At 62.6% G+C, this 23,127-nt stretch carries 20 protein-coding genes; 16 read left to right on the plus strand and 4 right to left on the minus strand.

Annotation, left to right across the window (positions count from 1 at the left end; all coding sequences use genetic code 11):
- Positions 1 to 422: 422 nt before the first annotated feature.
- The 5 genes from JK213_RS02560 (at position 423) to JK213_RS02580 (ending at position 5,890) form a co-directional block, all read left to right on the plus strand.
- Positions 423 to 1,874: a glycosyltransferase family 1 protein gene (locus JK213_RS02560; protein WP_194261848.1), complete on the plus strand. Its 1,452-nt coding sequence runs from the start codon at positions 423 to 425 to the stop codon at positions 1,872 to 1,874.
- Positions 1,871 to 3,250: a glycosyltransferase family 1 protein gene (locus tag JK213_RS02565; RefSeq protein ID WP_194261847.1), complete on the plus strand. Its 1,380-nt coding sequence runs from the start codon at positions 1,871 to 1,873 to the stop codon at positions 3,248 to 3,250. The genes JK213_RS02560 and JK213_RS02565 overlap by 4 nt, the downstream gene beginning before the upstream one ends.
- Positions 3,251 to 3,420: 170 nt before the next feature.
- Complete coding sequence (gene mtnA / locus JK213_RS02570) at positions 3,421 to 4,518, plus strand: S-methyl-5-thioribose-1-phosphate isomerase (protein WP_194261846.1); 1,098 nt, start codon at positions 3,421 to 3,423, stop codon at positions 4,516 to 4,518.
- Positions 4,515 to 4,919: a hypothetical protein gene (locus JK213_RS02575; protein ID WP_194261845.1), complete on the plus strand. Its 405-nt coding sequence runs from the start codon at positions 4,515 to 4,517 to the stop codon at positions 4,917 to 4,919. The genes mtnA and JK213_RS02575 overlap by 4 nt, the downstream gene beginning before the upstream one ends.
- 44 nt (positions 4,920 to 4,963) lie before the next feature.
- Entirely contained in the window at positions 4,964 to 5,890 is a 927-nt protein-coding gene (locus tag JK213_RS02580) for a DUF2272 domain-containing protein (RefSeq protein ID WP_228125402.1), read from the plus strand.
- On the opposite strand, the gene JK213_RS02585 is transcribed toward JK213_RS02580, so the two are convergent.
- Positions 5,866 to 6,282 (minus strand): rhodanese-like domain-containing protein, encoded by a 417-nt coding sequence (locus JK213_RS02585; protein ID WP_194261844.1) that lies wholly within the window; start codon positions 6,280 to 6,282, stop codon positions 5,866 to 5,868. The two genes, JK213_RS02580 and JK213_RS02585, sit on opposite strands and share 25 nt — an antisense overlap.
- A gap of 68 nt (positions 6,283 to 6,350) precedes the next feature.
- On the opposite strand from JK213_RS02585, the gene JK213_RS02590 reads away from it, so the two are divergent.
- From JK213_RS02590 to JK213_RS02605, 4 genes are all read left to right on the plus strand, one after another.
- Positions 6,351 to 7,394 carry a cysteine synthase A gene (locus JK213_RS02590; protein WP_194261843.1) on the plus strand — a complete coding sequence of 348 codons (1,044 nt, stop codon included), beginning with the start codon at positions 6,351 to 6,353 and terminating at the stop codon, positions 7,392 to 7,394.
- Positions 7,395 to 7,475: 81 nt separating this feature from the next.
- The gene (locus JK213_RS02595) at positions 7,476 to 8,201 is read left to right on the plus strand and encodes a response regulator (RefSeq protein WP_194254179.1); all 726 of its coding nucleotides are present in this window, start codon (positions 7,476 to 7,478) and stop codon (positions 8,199 to 8,201) included.
- A 5-nt stretch (positions 8,202 to 8,206) separates the two neighbouring features.
- Positions 8,207 to 9,820: an ATP-binding protein gene (locus JK213_RS02600; protein ID WP_194261842.1), complete on the plus strand. Its 1,614-nt coding sequence runs from the start codon at positions 8,207 to 8,209 to the stop codon at positions 9,818 to 9,820.
- 88 nt (positions 9,821 to 9,908) lie between these two features.
- A complete protein-coding gene (locus JK213_RS02605; RefSeq protein ID WP_194261841.1) occupies positions 9,909 to 10,955 on the plus strand; it encodes an aldo/keto reductase in 1,047 nt (348 codons plus the stop codon).
- Between the two features lie 46 nt (positions 10,956 to 11,001).
- Here JK213_RS02605 and JK213_RS02610 read toward each other — a convergent pair whose 3' ends face one another.
- Positions 11,002 to 12,360: an RsmB/NOP family class I SAM-dependent RNA methyltransferase gene (locus tag JK213_RS02610; protein ID WP_194261840.1), complete on the minus strand. Its 1,359-nt coding sequence runs from the start codon at positions 12,358 to 12,360 to the stop codon at positions 11,002 to 11,004.
- 57 nt (positions 12,361 to 12,417) lie between these two features.
- Here JK213_RS02610 and JK213_RS02615 point away from each other — a divergent pair, with 57 nt between their 5' ends.
- The 7 genes from JK213_RS02615 to JK213_RS16045 all read left to right on the plus strand — a co-directional run bounded on the left by JK213_RS02615 (position 12,418) and on the right by JK213_RS16045 (position 19,611).
- Positions 12,418 to 13,116 (plus strand): YggS family pyridoxal phosphate-dependent enzyme, encoded by a 699-nt coding sequence (locus tag JK213_RS02615; protein ID WP_228125401.1) that lies wholly within the window; start codon positions 12,418 to 12,420, stop codon positions 13,114 to 13,116.
- Between the two features lie 114 nt (positions 13,117 to 13,230).
- A complete protein-coding gene (locus JK213_RS02620) occupies positions 13,231 to 15,258 on the plus strand; it encodes a potassium transporter Kup (RefSeq protein WP_194261839.1) in 2,028 nt (675 codons plus the stop codon).
- Positions 15,259 to 15,269: 11 nt separating this feature from the next.
- Positions 15,270 to 16,433: a radical SAM family heme chaperone HemW gene (gene hemW, locus JK213_RS02625; RefSeq protein ID WP_194261952.1), complete on the plus strand. Its 1,164-nt coding sequence runs from the start codon at positions 15,270 to 15,272 to the stop codon at positions 16,431 to 16,433.
- A 36-nt stretch (positions 16,434 to 16,469) separates the two neighbouring features.
- Positions 16,470 to 17,558: a nucleoside hydrolase gene (locus JK213_RS02630; protein WP_194261838.1), complete on the plus strand. Its 1,089-nt coding sequence runs from the start codon at positions 16,470 to 16,472 to the stop codon at positions 17,556 to 17,558.
- Between the two features lie 42 nt (positions 17,559 to 17,600).
- Positions 17,601 to 18,020 carry a DUF1489 family protein gene (locus JK213_RS02635; protein ID WP_194261837.1) on the plus strand — a complete coding sequence of 140 codons (420 nt, stop codon included), beginning with the start codon at positions 17,601 to 17,603 and terminating at the stop codon, positions 18,018 to 18,020.
- 140 nt (positions 18,021 to 18,160) lie between these two features.
- Entirely contained in the window at positions 18,161 to 19,135 is a 975-nt protein-coding gene (locus JK213_RS02640) for a VOC family protein (protein WP_322783030.1), read from the plus strand.
- Entirely contained in the window at positions 19,132 to 19,611 is a 480-nt protein-coding gene (locus tag JK213_RS16045) for a hypothetical protein (protein ID WP_194261835.1), read from the plus strand. The genes JK213_RS02640 and JK213_RS16045 overlap by 4 nt, the downstream gene beginning before the upstream one ends.
- 51 nt (positions 19,612 to 19,662) lie before the next feature.
- On the opposite strand, the gene JK213_RS02650 is transcribed toward JK213_RS16045, so the two are convergent.
- Positions 19,663 to 21,651 (minus strand): FUSC family protein, encoded by a 1,989-nt coding sequence (locus JK213_RS02650; protein ID WP_194261834.1) that lies wholly within the window; start codon positions 21,649 to 21,651, stop codon positions 19,663 to 19,665.
- Positions 21,651 to 23,069, minus strand: a complete 1,419-nt coding sequence (locus JK213_RS02655; protein ID WP_194261833.1) for a nitronate monooxygenase family protein — start codon at positions 23,067 to 23,069, stop codon at positions 21,651 to 21,653. The genes JK213_RS02650 and JK213_RS02655 overlap by 1 nt, the downstream gene beginning before the upstream one ends.
- Between the last annotated feature and the right edge of the window lie 58 nt (positions 23,070 to 23,127).

Raw genomic sequence — 23,127 nt, forward strand, 5'->3', positions numbered from 1 at the left:
CCGCTGCCCAGCCCGGGCGGTGCAACGCTTATGACGATTTTGGCGGGTCTGGGGAGGAAAGAAGCAAGACTTTCAATAGCAGTCAAAACGTCCTGCGAGCCTTGTGCAGTCAGAATTATGAACTCGTTGACACCAAAACGCTGCATTTCCCGCATAAGCCAAGCGAGAAACGGCCTATCTCCACGGGGCAAAAGCGACAGAGGCAAGGCGTGTGATACAGGATCTTCCAGCAGAATGACGCATTGACGAACCGTAACGCTGTTCACAACAGAACTCCCCTGACTCAATCAATCCTGCGAGGCGAAGGCTCTGCCTTTTCCCCGCTCCCCTTGCCCATCCGGCGGGGCTTACCTAAACTTTAACACTAATATCGTTTGACAGACCGGCATCCCTGTCGGCCGCCACAAAGCTAGTCCGGACATATGCAAGCAGATTATACCATCTGGATCGACGTCGAAGACATTTTCCAGTATTTCGAAAACAATTCGCGCCCCAGTGGAATTCAGCGACTTGTCTATGAAATCCTGCATGTCATCCGCAAACAGGCCGCAACCAAACCCGGTATGGGCAATATTGCCCTGATCCGACGCGGACAGAACGAAACACAGCTTGTTTCCACGGTGTCTTTTGACGATCTGGAAAATCTTTTCGTCGTGCGTGCCGATGAAAAAGTCGCACATGACAGTCGCCCGGCGCCCCAGTCGCGCAAAACGCCCCGTGCTTTCGTAAGAAATCTGCGCCACACCGCCATCAGACGCATCGAGAGCCTGCCGCCGGAACTGGCGCGCCCTCTGCTGACGATGGCCGTAAACCAGTTGCGTGCCCTGCGCCTTTTACGCCGTTTCGTGCAAAAACAGATGACGCGCCGTTCGGAAACGGGAAACGCCCGAACACCGGCTGTGATGCAGTCGTCAACTACGGCCGACACAGCCAATCAGCCAAAGCCCGGCGATATCTTCCTGATCCTCGGCGCGGCATGGTCGGAGCCCGGCTTCGGCGACCGTTTGGCCAGAATGCGCAAAGCGTATGGCATCCAGCCTGTCCTCCTACTGTCCGATCTCATTCCCGCCATCCGGCCGGAATGGTGTGCGCTGTCCCTGATCCGGGATTTCCGGCACTGGCTGGATACGACCCTCCCGCAGTGCGGACGCCTTCTAGCCATCAGCCACGCTACGGCGAAAACCATTGATGACTATACCCGGAAACATCGCCTGAAGCTGCTGGCCCCCGTGCAGACCGTGCCGATTGGCAGCGGCTTCGGCCCACCCCGCAAAGTGACCGGCGAACGTCCCAAAGGACTGCCTGCGCCAGAAAGCTATGTTCTGTTCGTCTCCACCATCGAAGCGCGCAAGAACCATATTCTGGCGTTCCGCGTCTGGCGTCGTCTGGTCGCTGATCTGCCTCCTGAACAGGTGCCGACGCTTGTTTTCGCAGGACGGGTCGGCTGGCTCGTCTCCGACCTCATGCAGCAGCTTGAAAATACCGATTGGCTGCGTGGCAAGATCCGTCTTCTGCGCGACCCGTCGGATGACGAACTGGCACACCTGTATGACGGCTGCATGTTTACGCTTTTCCCATCCCTGTTTGAAGGCTGGGGCCTGCCGGTGACGGAAAGCCTGATCCATGGCCGTCCCTGCGTGGCCTCGAACGCGACCTCTATCCCCGAAGCCGGCGGCCCGCTGTCGCGCTATTTCGATCCGGAAAACACCGACGATGCTTACCGCGTCGTCCGTGAAACAATCGAAGACCGCGAAGGCCTGACGAAATGGCAGGAACAGGTCCGGACGCAGTTTAAACCCACCCCGTGGGAACATACTGCTGACGCCATTCTGGACGCCTGTCACGCCGCGTATGTGGACGGGAGAGCGTCATGACCCTTTGGATCGACGTCGACGACCTGCTGTTCCACCTCGTCCATCATGGCCGTCCGAGCGGCATCCAACGTGTGGTGTTCGAGCTCTGCGCGGGCCTGCGGACCCTACACGGCCACAACGTCCAGTTCGTACGCCGCGGGGCGAACAAACACGATCCGCGCGATTTCCGCACCATTGACTGGTCGGTAGTCGACACGCTGCTGCGGCAGGTCATGAAGGACAGCGGCGCCAAAGCCGCAAAAGCCTCGGCGCCGCTGTTTTCCGCCATGCAGTTCGCTGAGAACGAAACACACCGTCAGGCATTGACCGGCATCCTGCAAACGGAAGGACAGGTTCTGGGCGGACTGGCGAGCCTGTGGGTCGGGCTGGGACGACTGGCAGTCAACGAAGGCAAGGCGGCTCTGCGCCGCCGACGTCAGCAGTCGAGCACCGACGCCGCGCAGCACGCCGAAGGAACGCCCTTGGCGGAAGCTGTCGAGGCTGGGGACGTCTTCCTGACGCTGGGTTCTCCGTGGCATCATGAGAATTATGTCCACACGGTCCGGTGGCTGCGTGATGAACTGCGGGTCTCTTTCGGATTCCTGATGCATGATCTGGCTCCCATCCGCTGCCCCGAATGGTGCCATATCGGCGTGATTACGACGTTCCGGGCCTGGCATCATGCCGTGTTACCGCTGGCGGACATCATCTTCGCCAACAGCCGTGCCACAGCACAGGACGTCCAGTCCTATCTTGCGGAAGAAGGCATCGGAACGGGAATCACGGTCCAGCATGTTCCGATGGGAACGGAGTTCGGACTGGCGGAAACCGTCATGCCAACCGAACGTCTGGTAAGCGAGCCCTACGTCCTGTTCGTCTCCACGATCGAGGCACGCAAGAACCACATGCTCCTCTTCCGGATCTGGCGGCAAATGCTGGAAGACATGCCGGTCGATCAGGTTCCGACACTGGTGTTCGCGGGGCGTCCGGGCTGGCTCGTTTCCGATCTCATGCAGCAGCTTGAGAATACGAAATGGCTGGATGGCAAAATCCGCTTCATCCAGAATCCGTCCGATGCCGAACTGCGACGTCTTTATTCCGATTGCAGCTTCTCGGTCTTCCCGTCCTTCTTCGAGGGCTGGGGCCTTCCGGTGACGGAAGGTCTGGCCATGGGACGTCCCTGTATCGCCTCCAACACGACCTCCATCCCCGAAGCAGGCGGCCCCCTCGGGCGCTACTTTAACCCGCGCAACCTCCGTGAAGCCTATGCCCTGATCCGTCAGGTCATCGACGATCCAGAAGATCTGGCCGCGTGGACCCAAAAGGTGCGGAGCGAGTTCAAACCCGTTCCGTGGACCACCGGGGCCAAGGTTATCCTTGACGCCGTCCAGCGTTGAAAATCCTGCGCTCGCAAACGTCTCGACCCCTGTGCATGAAAGTTTCATGCACAGGGGCTTGAGTCAGGCCCGCAGATCACGCACATGCAGAACCCAGCAGTTCAGTCAGCATGGGGTCGTTCGCGCTCCCGTTGCGGCTCCGTCTTTCCGGCCTTCCGAGGAGCGTTCCCTTGAAAATCAACGGCATTTCCTATCGCAGCCTCTGGCGCCCGTCCGACGATGCCAACAGCATCCGGATTTTCGACCAGACCCGCTTCCCTTGGGCTGTAGAGCTTCTGGAACTCCGGGACGTCGGCGGCGTGGCCGAGGCCATTACGTCCATGCAGGTGCGCGGGGCCCCGCTGATCGGGGCCGTCGCCGCCTATGGGCTGGTGTTCGCCCTTCAGGACGACGCGTCTGACGATGCTCTGGACAAGGCCGCAGCCTTCCTCGTCGCCACGCGCCCGACCGCCATCAACCTGCGCTGGGCCATCGAGCGTATGGTCAAACACCTCAAGGCCATTCCTGAGGCCGAACGTGTCACGGCAGGCTATGCCGAAGCCGACGCCATCTGCGACGAAGACGTACAGGTCAATGAATCCATCGGCCGTCACGGTCTGGAACTGATCCGCGAGATCTGGGAGCGCAAGGGCCGTCAGGGGCAAGTCAATCTTCTGACGCACTGCAATGCTGGATGGATCGCCACCGTCGACTGGGGTACGGCCCTCGCCCCGATCTATATGGCGCATGACGAAGGCATTCCGGTTCATGTCTGGGTGGATGAGACGCGCCCCCGCAATCAAGGCAGCCTCCTGACGGCATGGGAACTCGGCAGTCACGGCGTGCCGCACACTGTCATCGCAGACAACGCGGGTGGCCATTACATGCAGGCCGGACGCGTGGATATGGTCATCGTGGGCACGGACCGCGTTACAGCGCAGGGCGACGTGGCCAACAAGATCGGCACCTATCTCAAGGCCCTTGCCGCGCATGACAACAACGTCCCGTTCTGGGTGGCACTGCCGTCCTCGACGATCGACTGGCGCGTGCGTGATGGCGTGAAGGAAATCCCGATTGAAGAGCGCAGCGCCGACGAGGTGCTGTTCATGACGGGCCTCGACAGCCAGGGAGACGCCAGCCGCGTCCGCATCGCGCCTCTCGGCAGCCCGGCCGCAAATCCGGCCTTCGACGTCACGCCAGCCCGCCTCGTGACGGGCCTCATCACAGAGCGCGGCCGTTGCGACGCCAGTGAAGCCGGGCTGCGGTCACTGTTTCCCGATACTCCGTGACCTCTGCGTCACCCTGCAAGGGCTACGCTCCGCTGTGGTTTCGGATCATTCGGGCGTTCCTTGCGGGAAACGCTGTTCTGGGGCTGGCCGCGAGCGTCTTTCTGCCCGCACTCTGCATCGGGTTCGGTATGGCCATGGACAACCCGGCAAGCGAGCCCCTCTTCACCCGCTGTCTGTTGATCTATCTCGGCCTCCTGCCGATTGTCTGTATCGTCACACTCACATTCCTGTTCAGAACAAGACCCATGTCACGGATGCAGACAATATTCTGTGTTGGAATATCCACGGCTCTGCTGGGCTTCTGGTTTCCTCCCGTAGGACTGCCTGCCATTCAGAAAACCTGCATAAAAATAAAGGCATGGCAGGCCGTGGCCCCTCCCTCAGTCAGCCCCCATCCTTGACGCTCTGTGTCACATGCCGTTCAAGTTGAGGTCATGACGGGTACATGAGGATAATAGTGCCAGATTCGCATCTTTTCAGGCGAGCAGCCGCTACGGCCGCCCTGCTCGCACTGGCTGCATGTTCCAGCCAGCAGAGTGTCAGCCCGTATCCGGCCCGCACGCCGAACGCCCAGTATGCGAACGGAACTACTGGTCCGGTAGGTTACGACGTCCATGTTCCGGACTTCGCCACCCGCAATTTCGAGCCGTTCAACCGGCAGGATGTCGCGGCCATCGCCCTGCGCGAATGGCGGATGTTCGGCTCCCCCGTCTCGGACGATAACCCCGAAGACCGTCCCGAACCCACCGATGCGGCGCTGAAGCCCGAACGGCTCCCCGGCCTTTGGCAGCGGATCGGCGAATACTGGTGGATCGGACAGGACCCGTATGAGACGGAAGTCGGCTGGACGGGCAAAACGGACTCTCAGGGCACCCGCTTCGAGATCGCGCATGACGGCCACTATGCCTGGTCTGCCGCATTCATCTCGTATGTGATGCGTATTGCGGGCGCCAATGGACGTTTCCCGTATTCCCCCAATCATTCGACCTATATCAACGCTGCTGCCAGCGGACAGTCCAGCGGCGTCACAGCCCATGATCCTGGAACCTACGCCCCCAAGCTCGGCGATCTGATCTGTGTCGGGCGCGGCAAGAGCAAGACCGTCACTTTCTCCATGCTGCCGACCAGCTACGGCTTTCCGGCGCATTGCGGCATTGTCTCCGCCACCAACCAGAATGCCCAGCCTTTCGGACACGAGCTGAGCATTGTCGGCGGCAACGTGGATGATGCCGTGGCCCTCACCCATGTTCCCACGGATGCCAACGGCATGATCGCCGACAGTTCAGGGCACAGCTACGACAGCCGCTATCCCTGGTGCGCCGTGCTGGAAGTGCATTACGACGCGGATCAGGAACCCGACAGCGGCATGTAAGCCGACGGCAGGCCGCTGGAACGCCAGCCCTTGCCGGGGCCGTGCTGGTCTTCGAATCCGTCCACGATATTGCTGACATCTGCATAACCGGCGTTTTCCGCCAGCAGTGCGGCATGATGGGACCGGACGCCCGACCGGCACAGGAACAGCAGCGGCGTCTGCTGGTCAGGAACTGCTTCAAGCAGAACTTCAAGGAACTCGCGCTGAAGGTCCGGCTGCCAGGTCACACACAGAAGCGGCGCAGTCATCGCATCCGCGTCGGGCAGTCCCACATGCATCCATTCCGGCGGGGTGCGCACATCCACCAGAACAGGCTGCGCGTCATTTTCAGAGGCAGTTCCATGCTTTTTTTCAAGCATGTCCCACGCCTGCCTTGCTGTCAGAACCTTCATGCTCTTTCTCATCCTTCCAAAACGCGTTCTATAATTCACCCAGCACGGGCCAGCACAGGAGTTACCGTATGACCGACCTCTCTCCGAACCGCCAGGCTGCCACGATCGGATGGCAGACCGTCTCCCCGGGTATGACCGCCGCGATCGGAGGCACACCTCTGATTCGCCTTGAACGCGCGTCCGAGGAAACCGGCTGCAATATCTATGGCAAGGCCGAATTCATGAACCCCGGCGGCTCCGTGAAAGACCGCGCGGCTCTTGCAATCATCAATGATGCCCTGAAAAGCGGCGCCCTGAAACCCGGCGGCACGGTCGTTGAGGGAACGGCGGGCAATACGGGAATCGGCCTCACACTGGTTGCCCACGCGGTGGGCTGCAAGGCCGTGATCGTCGTGCCGGAAACACAGAGCCGTGAGAAGCTGGACTTCCTGCGGATGATCGGCGCGGATCTGCGTCTTGTCCCCGCCAAGCCTTATCGTGATCCGGGTAATTACGTTCATGTCTCGCGCCGTCTCGCCGAAGAGATCGGCGGGTTCTGGGCCAACCAGTTTGACAACACCGCCAACCGAGAAGGCCACCGCGCCACCACGGCCCGCGAGATCTGGGAACAGACGGACGGAAAAATCGACGCCTTCACCTGCGCCTGCGGCACAGGCGGAACGCTGGCCGGAATCGCATTGGGCCTGCGCGATCAGGCCGCAGCAGCCGGAAAGACCGCGCCGCGCGTCGTCCTCGCCGATCCGGAAGGGTCCGCTCTTTACGGCTGGGTGAAGTCCAACGACCTCACCATTGCCGGGGGTTCAATTACCGAAGGAATCGGTCAGGGCCGCGTGACCGCCAATCTGGAAGGCTCGGCACCTGATGACGCCGAACGTATTCCCGATGCCGAGGCGCTGGAGCAGATTTTCTCCCTGACCTCGAACGAAGGTCTCTCGGTCGGTGGCTCGTCCGGCATCAACGTCGCTGCGGCAATCCGCACCGCACGCCGCCTTGGACCCGGACATACGATTGTTACAATTCTGTGCGACGGTGGTGCCCGATATCAGTCCAAGCTGTTCAACCCGGAGTTCCTGCGTGCGAAAAACCTGCCTGTCCCGCCCTGGCTGGCCTGACCTCGCCGCAGTGCCGTCCCTTCTCGGGGGCGGCACACGCAGTCCGAACGCGGTCACAGCATTCCCGAAAGGCCTCTGGTCATGAGCACGGAAACACTGCCCCATCTTCTGGTCGTGGATGATGACCGCGAAATCCGCGAACTGCTGAGCCAGTTCCTCGAACGCAATCATTTCCGCGTCACAGCGGCCCGTGACGCCCGCGAAGCCCGCAAGGCCTGGGCGAACGGCCACTACCAGCTCGTGGTGCTGGATCTGATGCTCCCCGGCGAGAGCGGCCTTGAAGTCGCACGCTGGCTGCGCTCGCAGGACAACGTCCCCATCATCATGCTCACCGCCATGAGCGATGAAACCGACCGGATCATCGGCCTCGAATTCGGTGCGGACGATTACGTCGCCAAGCCCTTCAACCCGCGCGAACTGCTCGCTCGCATCCGCGCGGTGCTGCGCCGGACGATCGACGTTGAAGACAAGCGGCAGGTTGCCGATACCCGCAAGATCCACTTCGCGGGCTGGTGCCTCGATCCCGTCCGCCGTCGCCTGCTGAACCCGGATGGTGCGGAGGTCTCCCTCACGGGCGGCGAGTACGACCTGCTGATGGCGCTGCTCGAACGCGCAAACCGCGTGCTGACGCGCGACATGCTTCTGGAACTGCTGCGGGGCCGTCAGGCCGGACCGTTCGACCGCGCCATCGACGTCGCGGTCAGCCGCCTGCGTCGCAAGCTCGAAGACGACGGCCGCAACGCGCAGGTCATCAAGACGGTGCGCGGCGGGGGCTATGTCCTCGCGGCAGAAGTCGAGCGTCTCTGACCGGAATGCACATTCTTCCACGATCTCTCGTCACCCGCACCAGCCTCCTGCTGATTGTGGGGCTTGCCATCGTGGAAGCCGCAGGACTGGCCATCCACGCGCTGGACCGCTTCGATCTGGAAGAGCGCAGTCAGGTCCATGAGGAGCAGGTGCAGGTCTTTTCGATCTACCGCACGGTCGCGGAAGCCAGTCCCGCTGACCGTCGCGACGCGATCGAAGACCTGCGCGTCCCCTCCAACGTCACGGTCCTGCTTCTCAAAGAGCCGGACCCGTTGATCGAGGGGCATGAAATTCCCCTCCCCCCGAGAGTGTCGTCCCCTTTCCTGCATCATCCGCGCGATGGCTTCCCCCAGCCCGGCATGATGGACGAGAACGGGCCCCATCCGGGTGCGGACATGCCCCCGCATATGGGACCACCGGGTTTTCCCGAACCCGGCATGAACGGCCCGGATTTCCACATGCCCCCCGGCCCTTCCGGTACGCCCTTGGGTGGCCCCATGCCGGGTCCGATGGACGGCCATATGCCTCCCCCGATGGAAGGAACCCCCCGCTTTCCGGGAAGCCTGCACCGGCATGATATGCCGCCCTTCGTGCGATGGGCGCTGCTGCCGTCGTCGCTTTATCCGCGCAAGGTCCTGATCGGCCAGAAACTGCGAACCCACTCCACTTCGATCCTCCTGCCGGACCGGGACTGCTGGGTCGTGGTCCGGTTCGTCACCCCTCTGCCCAACCCGTTCGGATCGCCGACCTTTCTGATCGCGTTCCTCGTCATGTCTATTGCCGGCAGTGCGATGATCGTCTGGGCCACACGCCGCCTGATCGCGCCCGTCACGACGCTTGCCAATGCCGCCGAGGCACTGGGCCGGGACGTCAACACCGCAGCGCTGCCCGAAAACGGCCCTTCCGAAATCCGACGTGCCGCGATTGCCTTCAATACGATGGCCACGCGCATCCGCCGTTTCGTGACGGACCGTACGCTCATGCTGACCGCCATCGGCCATGACCTCCGCACGCCCATCACGCGCCTGAAACTGCGCGCCGAGTTCATCGACGACGACGCACTCCGCAACAAGGTGCTGGCCGATCTGGACGAGATGGAAGCCATGGTCTCCGCCACGCTGGCCTTCGGACGTGACAGCGCCTCTGCCGAACCCATCGTCACGCTGGACCTGCGCGCCCTGCTCCAGACCATCATGGACGAAGCCGCCGAGAGCCTGCCGGACAAGGCGGACGACCTGTTTTATGAACCGCCCAACGTGCCCGTCCGCATCAAGGCGCGCTCGGTCGCACTGAAACGCGCCCTGAACAACCTTATCCTTAATGCCCTGAAATATGGCGGGGACGCCCATGTCACACTCATTCCAGCCACCCGCCCCGGCGAAAAAGGCAATGCGGTCCGCATTCTGATCGAAGACAATGGCCCGGGCCTGCCTGAAAACGAGTTGGACCGCGTGTTCGAACCTTTCGTCCGCATCGAGAGCAGCCGCAATCGCGAAACCGGTGGAACCGGCCTTGGTCTCGCCATTGCCCGTACCATTCTGCATGGCCAAGGCGGGGATGTCCGCCTTGAAAACCGAACCGGTGGGGGCTTGCGCGTCATCGTCACGCTGGCCCCATAAGCAGAGCATGAACAGAGCCGCGCCTTGATCAATGGCCCGGCTCTGTCCATGCTAAGGGCTTCCCCATCTTTCTGATCAGGTCTTTTCCATGAAACAGCGTGAACTTGGCCGCACCGGCATTGCCGTCAGCGAAATCTGCCTCGGCACCATGACCTTCGGTCAGCAGAACACCGAAACCGAGGGCCACGCCCAGCTCGACATGGCGCTGGACCACGGCATCAATTTCATCGACACCGCCGAACTTTATTCCATCCCGCCCCGCGCCGAGACGCAGGGCTCAACCGAAACCATCATCGGAAGCTGGCTGAAGGCGCGCGGCGGCCGTGACCGTCTCGTCATCGCCAGCAAGGTCGTCGGACGAACGGCCATGCCGTGGTTCCGCCCCGATGGCGAGGAAGCACGCCTCACCCCGCGCCAGATCCGCTATGCGCTCGAAGGCTCACTGCGCCGCCTCGGCACCGATTACATCGACCTTTATCAGCTCCACTGGCCCGACCGGAAAGTGGGCCTGTTCGGCGAAGGTGGTACGACTTTCCGCGACCTGCCGGAAGACTCCGCCGTTCCGTTCGAAGACACGCTCGGCGTGCTCGGCGATCTCGTGAACGAAGGCAAGATCCGCCATGTTGGTCTCTCCAACGAGACCGCATGGGGCGTCTCAAAATTTCTGGAAGCCTCCCGCACAGGCCTGCCGCGCGTCGCCTCCATCCAAAACGCCTATAACCTGATCAACCGGACTTTCGAGATCGGTCTTGCCGAAATGGCACTACACGAGAAGGTCGGACTGCTGGCCTATTCCCCGCTCGCGCAGGGCTACCTGACCGGAAAATATCTGAACGGCGCCCGCCCCGCCGGAGCCCGCACCACGCTGTTCAACCGTGGTCAGCGCTACCAAAAGCCCGGCGTTGACGATGCCATCACGGCCTATCACGCCCTCGCTCGTGAGGAGGGGATCGATCCTACCCAGCTCGCGATCGCGTTCGTCACCTCACGCCCGTTCGTGACGTCCAACATCATCGGCGCCACCAGCGTCGATCAGCTCCGCACCATTCTCGGCGCGGCAGATGTCGTCATCACGCCAGAGCTGGAAGAGAAGATCAACGCCATCCATCAGGTCCATTCCAACCCTGCCCCCTGAAGGCAGCACATCCGGCATCGGGACACACTCCCGATGCCGACCGGCCTCAGACCTTGGTCAGACGGGCGGCAAAGAAGCCGTCCATGCCGCCGAGTTCGCTCCAAAGGCCCGGATGGGTACGGAACATCCCGTCCCATGTCCGGGCAACGGCCATATCGGCCAGTTCCGCTTCTGAAAACGGATCGAACTTCCATCCACCGCGCGCAATCGCTGCCTTGATCCGCTCCGGACCTTCCTCATCCTGAAGCGAGCAGACTGCATAAAGCAGCACGCCACCCGGCTTGAGCATTTCATGCGCGGCATCAATCAACGCATCCTGACCTTCCGCCAGCGCCGTCACATCACGCGGGCGCTTGATCCACAACACATCCGGATGACGGCGCAGCGTACCCGTCGCTGAACACGGCGCATCCAGCAGAACCATGTCCACCGGCGCGTCCGGACGCCATGTTGCGGCATCCGCCACAACCGTCTTCGCCGACAGCTTCAGCCGCGCGATATTGTCTTCAAGCCGCTGCGCCCGCAATTCCTCACGCTCGACCGCCACAACCTGCGCGCCCGCCGTTGCAAGCTGGGCCGTCTTGCCGCCCGGTGCCGCACACAGATCCACAACGGTCTTGCCCGACACATCGCCCATCAGCTTCACCGGCATCGTGGCCGCCACGTCCTGCGCCCAGAACGCGCCGTCCTCGAAGCCTTCCAGCGTCGTGATGCGCGTCCCGGCCGGATAGCGGACGGACCCTGTCGGCAGCACCTCCCCACCCTCCGGCGCGACAGCTCCCGGACGCAGCGTCAGATCCAGCGGCGCCTCACGATGCAAGCCACGCGAAATCGCTCGCGCCCGCTTGCCCCACGCGCTCCACAACCACGGCGGAACATCCAGCCGGTCCACGTCCAGACCATCCAGAAGCTCCTGCCCTTCCCGCGCCACGCGACGAAGCACAGCATTCGCCAGCCCCGCGAACGGCGCCAGACCGCGACGGCGCAACAAATCCACGATCGTGCCGACCGCCGCATGGGGCGGCGTCTCAAGATGTAACAACTGCGCAACGCCCATCAGCAGCGCGCAACGCACCGGCTCGGGCGGTTCCCGGCGCAATAACGGCTGAAGCAGTTCGGTCATGCTGCCCAGATGACGCAGTGTCGTCGCCGCCAGACGATGGGCCGAGGCCCGATCCCGCGGGTCCAGTCCCTGCCCGGCACGATCCAGCGTCGTCTCCAGCATCCGACGATGCTCGACCACCCCACAGACAATATCGAAGGCAAGGTCGCGCGTCGGGTCCGGCGCAGGACGACGCTGCGGCGTACGACCACCCTGTGAGGACCCTTGCGGGCGACGCGGTCCAGCATTCCGGGTTCCGGAGGCCGGATTGCGGGGAGGCTTGTTGGATGGGGGCTGGGTCATGACAGGCTATCGATCTCTCGCATCCTGCCGAAATCGCATCTTGCGGCCACGGACGCAATGGCGTCTTCTCCCGACATGTCCGATCTTATTGCCCAAAACCTCGCCGCCATCCGTCATCGTATCGCTCAGGCCTGCGAAAAAGCCGGACGCGCAGAGGCGGACGTGTCTCTCGTGGCCGTCAGCAAGTTCCACCCGATCGAGAGCGTCGAAGCCGCGCTGAAAGCCGGTCAGCGCCTGTTCGGCGAAAACCGCGTGCAGGAAGCCGCCTCCAAATTTCCGCAGCTTCGCGAATATTTCCCGGACCTGCGCCTGCACATCATCGGCGGCCTTCAGACCAACAAGGCCCTCGAAGCCTGCCAGATCGCGGACGTGATCGAGAGCCTCGACCGTCCGTCCCTGTCGGACGCCATTGAAAAGGCCGCGCAGAAAGCCGGACGCCTCCCCGAGCTTCTCATTCAGGTCAACACCGGCGACGAACCGCAGAAATCCGGCATTCCCCGCGACGAGGCCGATGCGTTCATCGAAGCCTCCCTTGAAAAATTCGGTCCCAAAATCCGGGGTCTGATGTGCATCCCCCCCGAGGATAAAGACCCCGCGCCCCATTTCCACTTCCTGCGCAGAACCGCCGAACGGCACGGACTGCCGGTGCTCTCGATGGGCATGTCCGCCGATTTTGAAACCGCCATTGCGGAAAACGCGACGCTCGTCCGGGTGGGAACCGCCATTTTCGGAAGCCGTCCCGTGCCACAATCCTGACGCACGGCTTGCGTCCGTCGCAGAAATCTTGTCATGAGGGGAAGTTGCCGTGATGTGGAGCGCGCTTGACCAGTGCTGCGACAGGAGATGACGGCACTCTACTGACGCCCGTAAATGGAACCAGCAATGCCTGAACATGACGGTGACCGCGCCTCAAACTCTCCTCATGGCGTAGGGATTCCCAACGACTCCGGCGACGTCGTCCAGACGATCGAGCAGGCCCGTTCGGAAGGCCATACCCACGAGATCGGCGGCGAAGATGACGGTTCCAGCCACAAGCGCCCCGCCGGCATGGGCGCGCTGCTTACGGTTCTGGGCGTGGTTTACGGCGATATCGGCACCAGCCCTCTCTATGCGCTGCAATCCTCCGTCAGCATTGTCAGTACGCCCAAGATGCCTGCCCAGCCCTGGGAAATCATGGGGCTTGCGAGCCTGACGTTCTGGGCGCTGATGCTCATCGTCACCATCAAATACGTCATTCTCATCATGCGGGCCGACCATGACGGCGAAGGCGGCATCATCGCCCTCATGTCCCTCGCCCAGCGCGTCTGCAAATCGCAGCATTTCCGGTGGCTGTTCGGCCTTGTGGGCATTGCGGGCACCTGCCTGTTCTTCGGCGACAGCATCATCACCCCGGCCATTTCAGTGCTCTCGGCCGTAGAAGGCATCGAAACCGCCGTGCCGTCGGCCAGCCACATCATCATCCCGCTGGCAATGATCGTGCTGGTCGGGCTGTTCTCGGTTCAGGTGCTGGGAACCGGCAAAATCGGCAAGGCGTTCGGCCCGATCATGGTGGCCTGGTTTGCGGTTCTCGCCATTCTCGGCGTCAAGGGAATCTTGCTCTACCCCCATATCCTGCTTGCCCTGTCGCCGACCTTCGCGCTCGAATTCATCATCATGCACGGCTACCTGTCGTTCATCGCACTCGGTTCGGTCGTGCTGTCCGTCACGGGTGCGGAAGCGCTTTATGCCGATATGGGCCATTTCGGACGCGCCCCGATCCGCAAGGCCTGGCTGTTCTTCGTTCTGCCATCCCTGACGCTGAACTATTTCGGACAGGCCGCCCTGCTGATTCATAATCCGCATGCCCTGTCCAACCCGTTCTATCTTCTGGTGCCGCACTGGGCGCAGATCCCGATGCTGATCCTTGCGACCTTCGCAACCGTGATCGCCTCGCAGGCTGGGATCTCGGGCAGCTTCTCGCTGTGCCGTCAGCTCATCCAGCTCGGCTACCTGCCCCGCACCCGCATCATGCACACCAATGCGTCGGAAGAAGCCCAGATCTATCTGCCGTCGCTGAACTGGATTCTGGCCTTCGGTGCGCTGGTTCTGGTGCTGTCGTTCCGCACGTCCTCGGCCCTCGCCGCAGCCTACGGCATCGCCGTGACAGGGACATTCCTGTGCACCTGCGTTCTGGCCATGGTCGTGTTCCGCCGCGTCTTCAAATGGAAGACCGCCACGGTCGCGATCGTCTTTGGCTTCTTCTTCATCGTGGACAGCATTTTCTTCTCCGCGAACGTGCTCAAGATCCCCGATGGCGGGTGGGTCCCGCTCGCGATCGGCATCATCAGTACCATCATCATGACCACCTGGAAGCGCGGCCGCAGCCTCATCGCCGCCCGCCAGCAGGCGGATTCCATGCCGATGGGCTCCTTCCTTGCGCGCCTGCCACAGTCCCGCACGATCCGCGTTCCCGGTCTGGCCGTCTTCCTGACCGCCAACCCCGACATCGTGCCGAATTCGCTGCTGCATAACCTCAAGCACAACAAGGTCCTGCACGATCACATCCTGTTCGTAACGGTCCAGAACCTCGACCAGCCGGAAGCCGAGCGCGGACACCGCGCCATCGTTCAGGAACTGGCGCCCAACATTCACCGCGTCATCGTCCGCTACGGCTTCATGGAGATGCCCAACCTGCCCCGCGCCCTGCTGGAACTGAACGCGCTCGGCGTGGCGTTCGACGCCATTCAGGCCTCCTATTTCACATCGCATGAACTCGTCGTTCGCTCCCGCGTGCCGAAGATGCAACTCTGGCGCATGTGGATCTTCCTCCTGCTCCAGCGCAATGCGGCCTCCACGACCGAGTTCCTGCGCATTCCGCCCGATCGCGTGGTGGAATTCGGCGTCCGGATCGCCATTTGACGTCCCGTCCTTTGGCCGAGCCGCTTTCCCTCTACATCCACTGGCCGTTCTGTCTGGCGAAGTGCCCCTACTGCGATTTCAACTCCCATGTCCGGGAGGTGATCCCGCAGCAGCGCTTCGCCACAGCCCTGCGCCGCGAACTCGCCCATGATGCCGCCCGCCTGACCCGCGATGGCGTCAAACGCCCCCTGCGCTCAATCTTTTTCGGCGGTGGCACGCCCTCGCTGATGGAACCCGAGACCGTTGCAGCCCTGATTGAGGACGCGCATCGCCTGTTCGATGCCGAAAACGATCTGGAAATCACGCTCGAAGCCAACCCGACCAGCGTCGAGGCCGGAAAATTCGCGGCGTTCCGTCAGGCCGGGGTCAACCGCGTCTCGCTCGGCGTGCAGAGCCTGCGGGACGATGCGCTGCACAAGCTTGGCCGCGAACACTCCGCCACGCAGGCCATCCGTGCGCTCGAAACCGCCCGAACCCTGTTCCCGCGCATTTCCTTTGATCTGATCTACGCCCGCCCCGGCCAGAGCGACGCCGACTGGACGGACGAACTGACCACAGCGCTCGATCTCGTGGCCGATCACCTGTCGCTGTATCAGCTCACCATCGAGCCCGGCACAAAGTTCGAAGCCATGCACCGGCGCGGCGAACTCACCCTGCCCGACGAAGACACCGCCGCACGCCTCTATGACCTGACCGGCGACATCGCCGCCCGTCACGGCCTGCTGCCTTATGAAGTCTCAAACTACGCCCGCCCCGGCGCCGAGAGCCGCCATAACCTGACCTACTGGCGTTATGCGGATTATATCGGCATCGGCCCCGGTGCTCATGGGCGTCTGACGCTGGACGGCGAATTGTACGCCACCCGGCGTCATCGCGCGCCCGAACCCTGGGCCGAACGGGTTGAAAAGACAGGCTCAGGCAATACCGAGGAAACCCTGCTCACGCCGGAAGAAAAAGGCCGCGAAGCGCTGCTGATGGGCCTGCGCCTGTCTGAAGGCATCAACGAAGCACAGTTCGCCGCCCGCACGGGCCGCGCGCTTCTGGACTGCGTAGACCCGGCTCTGCTCGACGCCTGCATCGAGGAAAATTACCTTGAACGGGACAGCGGCATCCTGCGCGCGACCGGCGAAGGACGGCTTCGTCTTGAAGCGATACTGGCGCGCCTCGTCACTTGAGGGCATGATCCGGTCTTAATCCATCTGGAAGAGACCATGCGCCGATCCATTCTCTCTGCCCTTCTGGCTGCCTGCACCGTGCTCGCCCCGCTTTACGCTGCGAATGCTGCTCCTGCTCCGAATTACGTCGTGCTCGACAACGACTTCCTCGGTCCGGGCGGCTCCAACATCCAGTCCATCATTCCCCTGCTCAACCGCCCCGGCGTGAAACTGCTCGGCCTGACCTCCGTCGTCGGCGATGACTGGGAGAATGCAGGCACGGCGCATGCCCTGCGCTTTCTGGAAATCGCCCGCCAGACCCAGATCCCTGTCGCCGATGGCGCGACCACGCCGCTGGTCAACACCGTCGCGGAGACGAAACTGCGCGAACAGCAGTTCGGCATCATTCCGTGGAAGGGCGCATGGGGTGGCCTCGGCTCCATCGAACACGTCCCGGCCACACAGCCGCCCGTTGGCAAACTGCCCGAAGGCGCCCCCCATACCACCGCCGACGCGCTTCCGGCCGCCATGTTCCTGATCCGTGAGGTCCACGCCCATCCGCATCAGGTCACGATCATCGCCGCAGGTCCGCTGACGAACCTCGCCCTCGCCATCCGGATCGACCCGACTTTCGCCGAAACCGCCAAACAACTCGTCTTCATGGGCGGCCTGCTCGATGCCAGCATGATGTCCGTCACCGGCAATGCCGATTTTGCGTCCGACTTCAACCTGATCATGGACCCCGAAGCCGCCCAGATCGCTCTGACGGCCCCATGGCCCGCCATCACCTGCGTCGGCAACGTCTCGAACGACATCATGATGACGCCTGAACTGGCGAACCGCATCGATACGAAGCACAACGCCGTCACGGATTATCTGCAAAAGTATCAGGCGCCCCTACCGTTGTGGGATGAACTGACTTCCGCCATCGCCGTTGATCCATCACTGATCACAAAATCCGTCACGGCCATCATGAACGTCAATATCGACCACGGGATGGATTACGGTCACGCCCATATCTGGCCGGATTCAACCGCTCCGAAGGGCATGGGTCTGCGGAAGGTGAAGATCGTGCAGTCCATCGACAAGACGCGCTTCATCAACGAGTTCGTCTCGCAGTCCCAGAACGCCGTGGGCACGCACTGACCAAGCACACATTAAGAGTTTGAAAGAGGGCACCCGACATCTATGCTGAACATCATCAAACTGGCCGTCGGCTGCCCGAGCATCGAAGTCCTGCGCGAACGGCTGAACCACTATCGCATCAACGGCCGCGCCACTGTCCAGACCCGCACCATGCCCAAACGAGCCGAGGAGGTTCTGGACGGCGGTTCCCTGTATCGCGTGATGGACGGCATGGTCCTGTGCCGACAGCCCATCATCGGTCTGGAAAGCGCCCAGCGCGCCGATGGCAGCACAGGCACACTGATCGTCGTGTCCGACGAGATCATCCCGGTCCAGCCACGCCCGATGCGCCCGTTTCAGGGCTGGCGCTATCTGTACCCCAAGGACGCGCCCCCCGATCTGGGCAGCAGCCTTGGTCATGACGGCATTGCCGATCTCCCGCCACAGCTTCGGAAGGAGTTGGCCGAGCTCGCCCTGATCTGATCTCCCAAGATCTGCCCCCAGGGCGGCGCCACATTTTTGCTGCATTCCGGGAACGGAATGGGACGTGAAACGTCATGCCTTTATTGCGGGGAGCCACAGGATGCTCCCCTCCGGCCTGCCGATCGTCCCGAAGGCGCACCGTGCAGATCAGAACAGAAGGAGTGCCGCCTTTGCCGCCCTTTTCCCGCCTCTCCCGAACAGGCACGGTCGCCGTCACGCTGTCAGCAGCCCTCACCTTTGGCTTCGGCCTGACAGCCTGCGCTCCCGATGCCTCTGCGCAGACGACCAACACCGCTGAAACGCCAGCCGCGCTCTCAAAAACCCTCCCCGGCAAGATCGTCTACACACAGCTCACAACGCCCGATCTGGCCAAAGCCAAGGCCTTTTATGGCCCGCTTCTGGGCTGGACTTTTCAGGACCGCCCCGTCTCGCGCGGCCATTATGCCGAGGCGCTGGTCAACGGCCATGTCGTAGCAGGATTGGTCGAACGTCCTCTCCCCGATACGGCTAATCCGCCCCAGCCACTCTGGCTTCCGTTCATTTCGGCACTAGACGTCCCGACAGTGGCCAAAGAATCGCTCCAGTGGGGCGGAGAAATCCTGTACCGTCCGACCGTTGTTCCGGGCCGTGGCGAGCAGGCCATCATCGCCGACCCGCAAGGCGCGCTTTTCGCCGCTCTGCACGCCCCTCACGGCGACCGTGACGATACGGACGACACGGCTCAGGGCGACTGGATCTGGCATGCAATCCTGACCCCGGCTCCCGCCGCAAGCGCGGGGTTCTATCAGAAACTCTTCGGCTATCAGGTTGAAGACGCCCCCCCTCCCGACACGCACCAGCGCTATATTCTGGACTCGCAGTCCATCGCCCGTGCGACCGTCAACCCCCTACCGGCCCGCCTGCCTGCGGATGCGAGTGCGCGCTGGATCGGCTTCGTTCAGGTGGACAGCGTCGGGAGTGCCGCCGAAAAAGCCGTGCAGCTTGGAGGACGTGTTCTCGTGCAACCCCACCCCGATCATCAGAACAGCATGATCGCCGTCCTCGCCGACCCAAGCGGCGCCGCCTTCGGCGTCATGGAATGGCATGATCCCAGCGCGGCAGGAGATGCGCAATGACCCGTTGGACAACAAAAACCTTCCTGCGCCTTGGCGGTACGCTCTGCCTTCTGGGAATGCTGTCGGGCTGCGGTGACTATGAATATGGCGGTCCCGGCCAATATGGCACCTATTATGGCGGCGGGGGCTATTACAGCAGCACCTATAATCGCGGCTGGGGCAGCACATGGGGGCCCGGCTGGGGCTGGGGACCGGGCTATTACGTCGGCCCCTATCCCGGACGCGGTCCGGGGCGGCCTCCCGGCGTACGTCCCGGTCCCCGCCCTGGTGGAGGACCCGGCCATGGTCCGGGTGGACAAGGGAGGCCCGATGGCAGACCGGGAGGTGGGTTTGGCCATGGACCTGGTGGCGGAAGACCCGGAGGCGATCAGGGACTGGGAAGGCCGGGCGGCGGAGGAATGGGCGGTGGCAACCATGGCGGTGGCCAGGGGGGGCGTGGACCCGGTGGCGGTCATGGCCCCGGTGGGCGCCGCTGAACCCTATCATATCTGCTCATGAAAACCGGAGGCGGTTATCCGCCTCCGGGATCAGACAGTCTTGCGTCCCGCACGCTCCAGAGCGGCGATCTCGGCCATGACGTCTCCATTTTCGATCTTCTGGGCAATGTCTGCGAAGGGTGCCCCCGCCTCAAGAGCCGCAGCCGTAGCACTCCAGTGCTCCCCGGCCTGAGCATCACCTTCACATAACCCAGCCGAAATATCGAACCGCAGCAACGTCGCCTCCCCGCTCAGACGACGCAGCGCCCGCAACAGGGCATGAGCCTGTGTCGCGCGTTCTCCCACTGCAGAAACCCCACCCAGAACGGGAAGCGAGCCACGAGCAAACTCGGCCCGTGTGGTATCGATCCCAGCCTGACGCTGGACACGATCTGTCATCACGGGATCTTCCCGCTTCAACACAGCCGAGACGTACCGCAGATTGCCGATCACTGCCGCCTGCAACAGGCCATCCATGTCCTGTCCTCGGCGCTGCGGGCAGACCATGAACGCACACAACAGTCCGATGACACTGCCGAGCGTGTTATCCAGAACCCGCATCCACGCAATGCCTTGCGACGGCATGAGCATTTCCGTCACGACAATGAACTGCGCGCTGATGAACACGACCAACATCGTATAATTGACAGCGCGCATCGCGATCGCCCCGATCACAAAGAGCGCCACCGCCGCCAGCATCTGCGCAGAACCCGGCAGAAACGGCGTCAGCAAGAGCGCGAGCACACCACCACCCAGCGTCCCCAGCACGCGTTCTAACGCGCGCACCAGCGTTGTCTGACCGGAGGGCTGGATCACCAGAAGCACCGCCACCAGCGCCCAGAAACCATAATCCAGATCCAGCCACCAACTTGTCAGATAGGTCGCCAGCAGACCCACCACGAGACGCAGCGCATGTTGCCAGATCGTCGGCGTCAGACGCGCCGCATGACGTGGCAGTTCAGCATCGAACGGAAGCCGCGCCTTTTGCGCCAACCCCTCGGCCAGTGTTCCCAGCGTCCGCGCACTGGTCGCCACAAGTTCGCCAACCGGCCCTGCCGTGACAGGAATACTCCCCGCCAACGCCAGCCCTTCAGCGGCCAGATGTTCAAGATCAGGCGCAGGTTCGAGCGCCGCGTCGCTCGCGTGCTGACAGAGAGCGGAAAAAGCCGCCAGCGTACCCCGCGCCTCAAAATCCAGCCCACGGGTTTCGACAAGATGCTCGACGGCCAGCATGGCGGTAAACAGACGCTCAGCCCCGGCCAGCGAGGCAATCAGCCGCCCGCGCATACCGTAACTCGCATGTCCGGCATCGATCTGAAGCGCCAGCCCCCGGGCCCGCTCGATGGCCGTACGCACATTCTGCCGGTGTACGGTTTCCTGCAGCCGCCCCGCTGCGATCTCGCCCGCCATGACCGACAGCAGCCGGTAACAGGCTCCAACAGCCCGTCGCGCAGGGGCGTAAGGATGCTGCGGCCAGACCACAAGGCACAGAAATGCCGCCCAGAGTCCCCCGCCACCAAACGCAAGAGCAACGACGAGAGCGTCCTGAAATCTATGCGCCGGAAACCCGGTGCCCGCCAGCATGACACAGCCCAGCAGCGCACAAAGCAGCGCGATGGACGGCGACAGCGCCCTAGCCAGACCCGCCATCAGCCCCGTCAGCGCAAGCCAGGGCAGCACACCCCAAAGTGGGTACACCGCAATCAGCGACGTCACGCCTCCAAGGATCGTGCCGCACGCCGTAAAAAGTCCAAGAATACGAAACTGCTCACGCGCCGTCCCGCCCGGCTCGATCAGGCAGCTCCAGAAGGCGGCAAAGCCAGCCCAGGCCAGAACGGCCTGATGTTCATAAATCGCGGGAAGCAGCGCTACGACCGTCGCCACCGCCGCCCGGGTTCCTTCTGCCGGAGCAATCTGCTCCGGGCTGACGGGAACCGAATGACGCGCCAGAAACTGCTTCAGAAAATCAAGCGGTCTCTCCCGCCCCTGTGAGGCGCGGGCGGGAGGCGTCTGGCGAGGAAGCGGCGGGTCAGAGGCCATCAGCGACCGGTCAGAATACGCTCCACGAGCTGGCTGACCGTCGGGACAAAGCCGTTCGCGTAGAACGGGTCCGTTCCGAAACGCCACGCATTCGTGCCGCCGAACATAAGGTTATGGTCGACCACATTATCCTCATCAGCACCGGGCGGAATATGGGAAATGGTCTGGAGCGTCTTCTGAATGCAGAAAGAGCGCGGATCCGCCTTCTGGCCGTTGGTATACGGCTCGCGTTGCATCCAGTTGGAAAAGCGGCACTGCGAAAGGCATCCCATGCAGGCCGTCTGGTCGGCAAGGATTTCGCGCGCGCTTTCGGGCGTCACGAAGACCAGCGTATCGTCCGGCGTCCGCAGAGCCTCGGTAAAGCCTGCGGCTTCCCAGTCCGCAATCCGCGGACGGTCGGCGGCGGGAACGAAAACCTCGCGCTTGCGGGCACCAACGCCATAGGACGCCTCGTAGCCGTCGCCAGCTTCCTGACTGTACGGCACCTGACGCTCGGAGCGCTCACACAGATCCTGCAGGAAGCTGTTGCGGACGGCCGAGGAATAGAAACCGGTCGGGGAGAAGCGGTTGAGATACACATCCCCTTCCTTCAGCGTCAGCAGACGGCGCTTCCAGGCATCGGGGATCGGGCTTTCCTGCGTCAGAAGCGGGCGGGTTCCGAACTGGAACACGATCGGCCCCAGCTCCGGATTGCCGATCCAGTCCTGCCAGTCCTCAAGATGCCAGACACCACCGGCCATGATGATTGGCGTCTCGCCCAGACCATAATTCCGCATGACACGGCGCAGTTCGAGAACGCGCGGATACGGATCTTCTGGCGAAAAGGGATTTTCCGTGTTGGACAGACCGTTATGGCCACCCGCACGCCATGGATCTTCGTAAACCACGCCGCCCAGCAGTTCAGGCGCCTTGCTGTACGCACGCCGCCACAGAGCGTTGAACGCCCGTCCCGAAGAGACGATCGGATAATAGGGAATTCCGAAACGGACCGCGATGTCAGACAGGCGGTACGGCATGCCCGCGCCACAGGTCACGCCATGCACGAGCCCGGGAGCGCCTTCGAGAATCCCGATGATGACCTCTTCGGCTCCACCCATTTCCCAAAGGATATTGACGTTGATCCGGCCTCTGCCACCCGAAATCTCGTGGGCGATCTTCGCCTGCGCGATACCGCCATCAATTGCGTAACGGATCAGTTCCTGCTGGCGCTCACGCCGCGTGCGACCATGATAGACCTGCGGAACCGGATGACCGTCCTGATCGTAGCTGTCCGCATTGACAGCCGAAATGGTCCCAATCCCGCCCGCAGCGGCCCAGTGTCCGGCCGAGACGCCCGTAGAGACGGAGACACCTTTGCCCCCTTCGATCAGAGGCAGCACGTCCTGACCACCAAAACGGAGGGTATCAATAGATTTCATGGGGACTGGCTGTCTCCGAAACTCAGAAAAAAAAGGGCGGGGCCTTGTGAGCCCCGCC

It is taken from the genome of Gluconobacter sp. Dm-44, from assembly GCF_018256175.1.
GTDB lineage: Bacteria > Pseudomonadota > Alphaproteobacteria > Acetobacterales > Acetobacteraceae > Gluconobacter > Gluconobacter cadivus.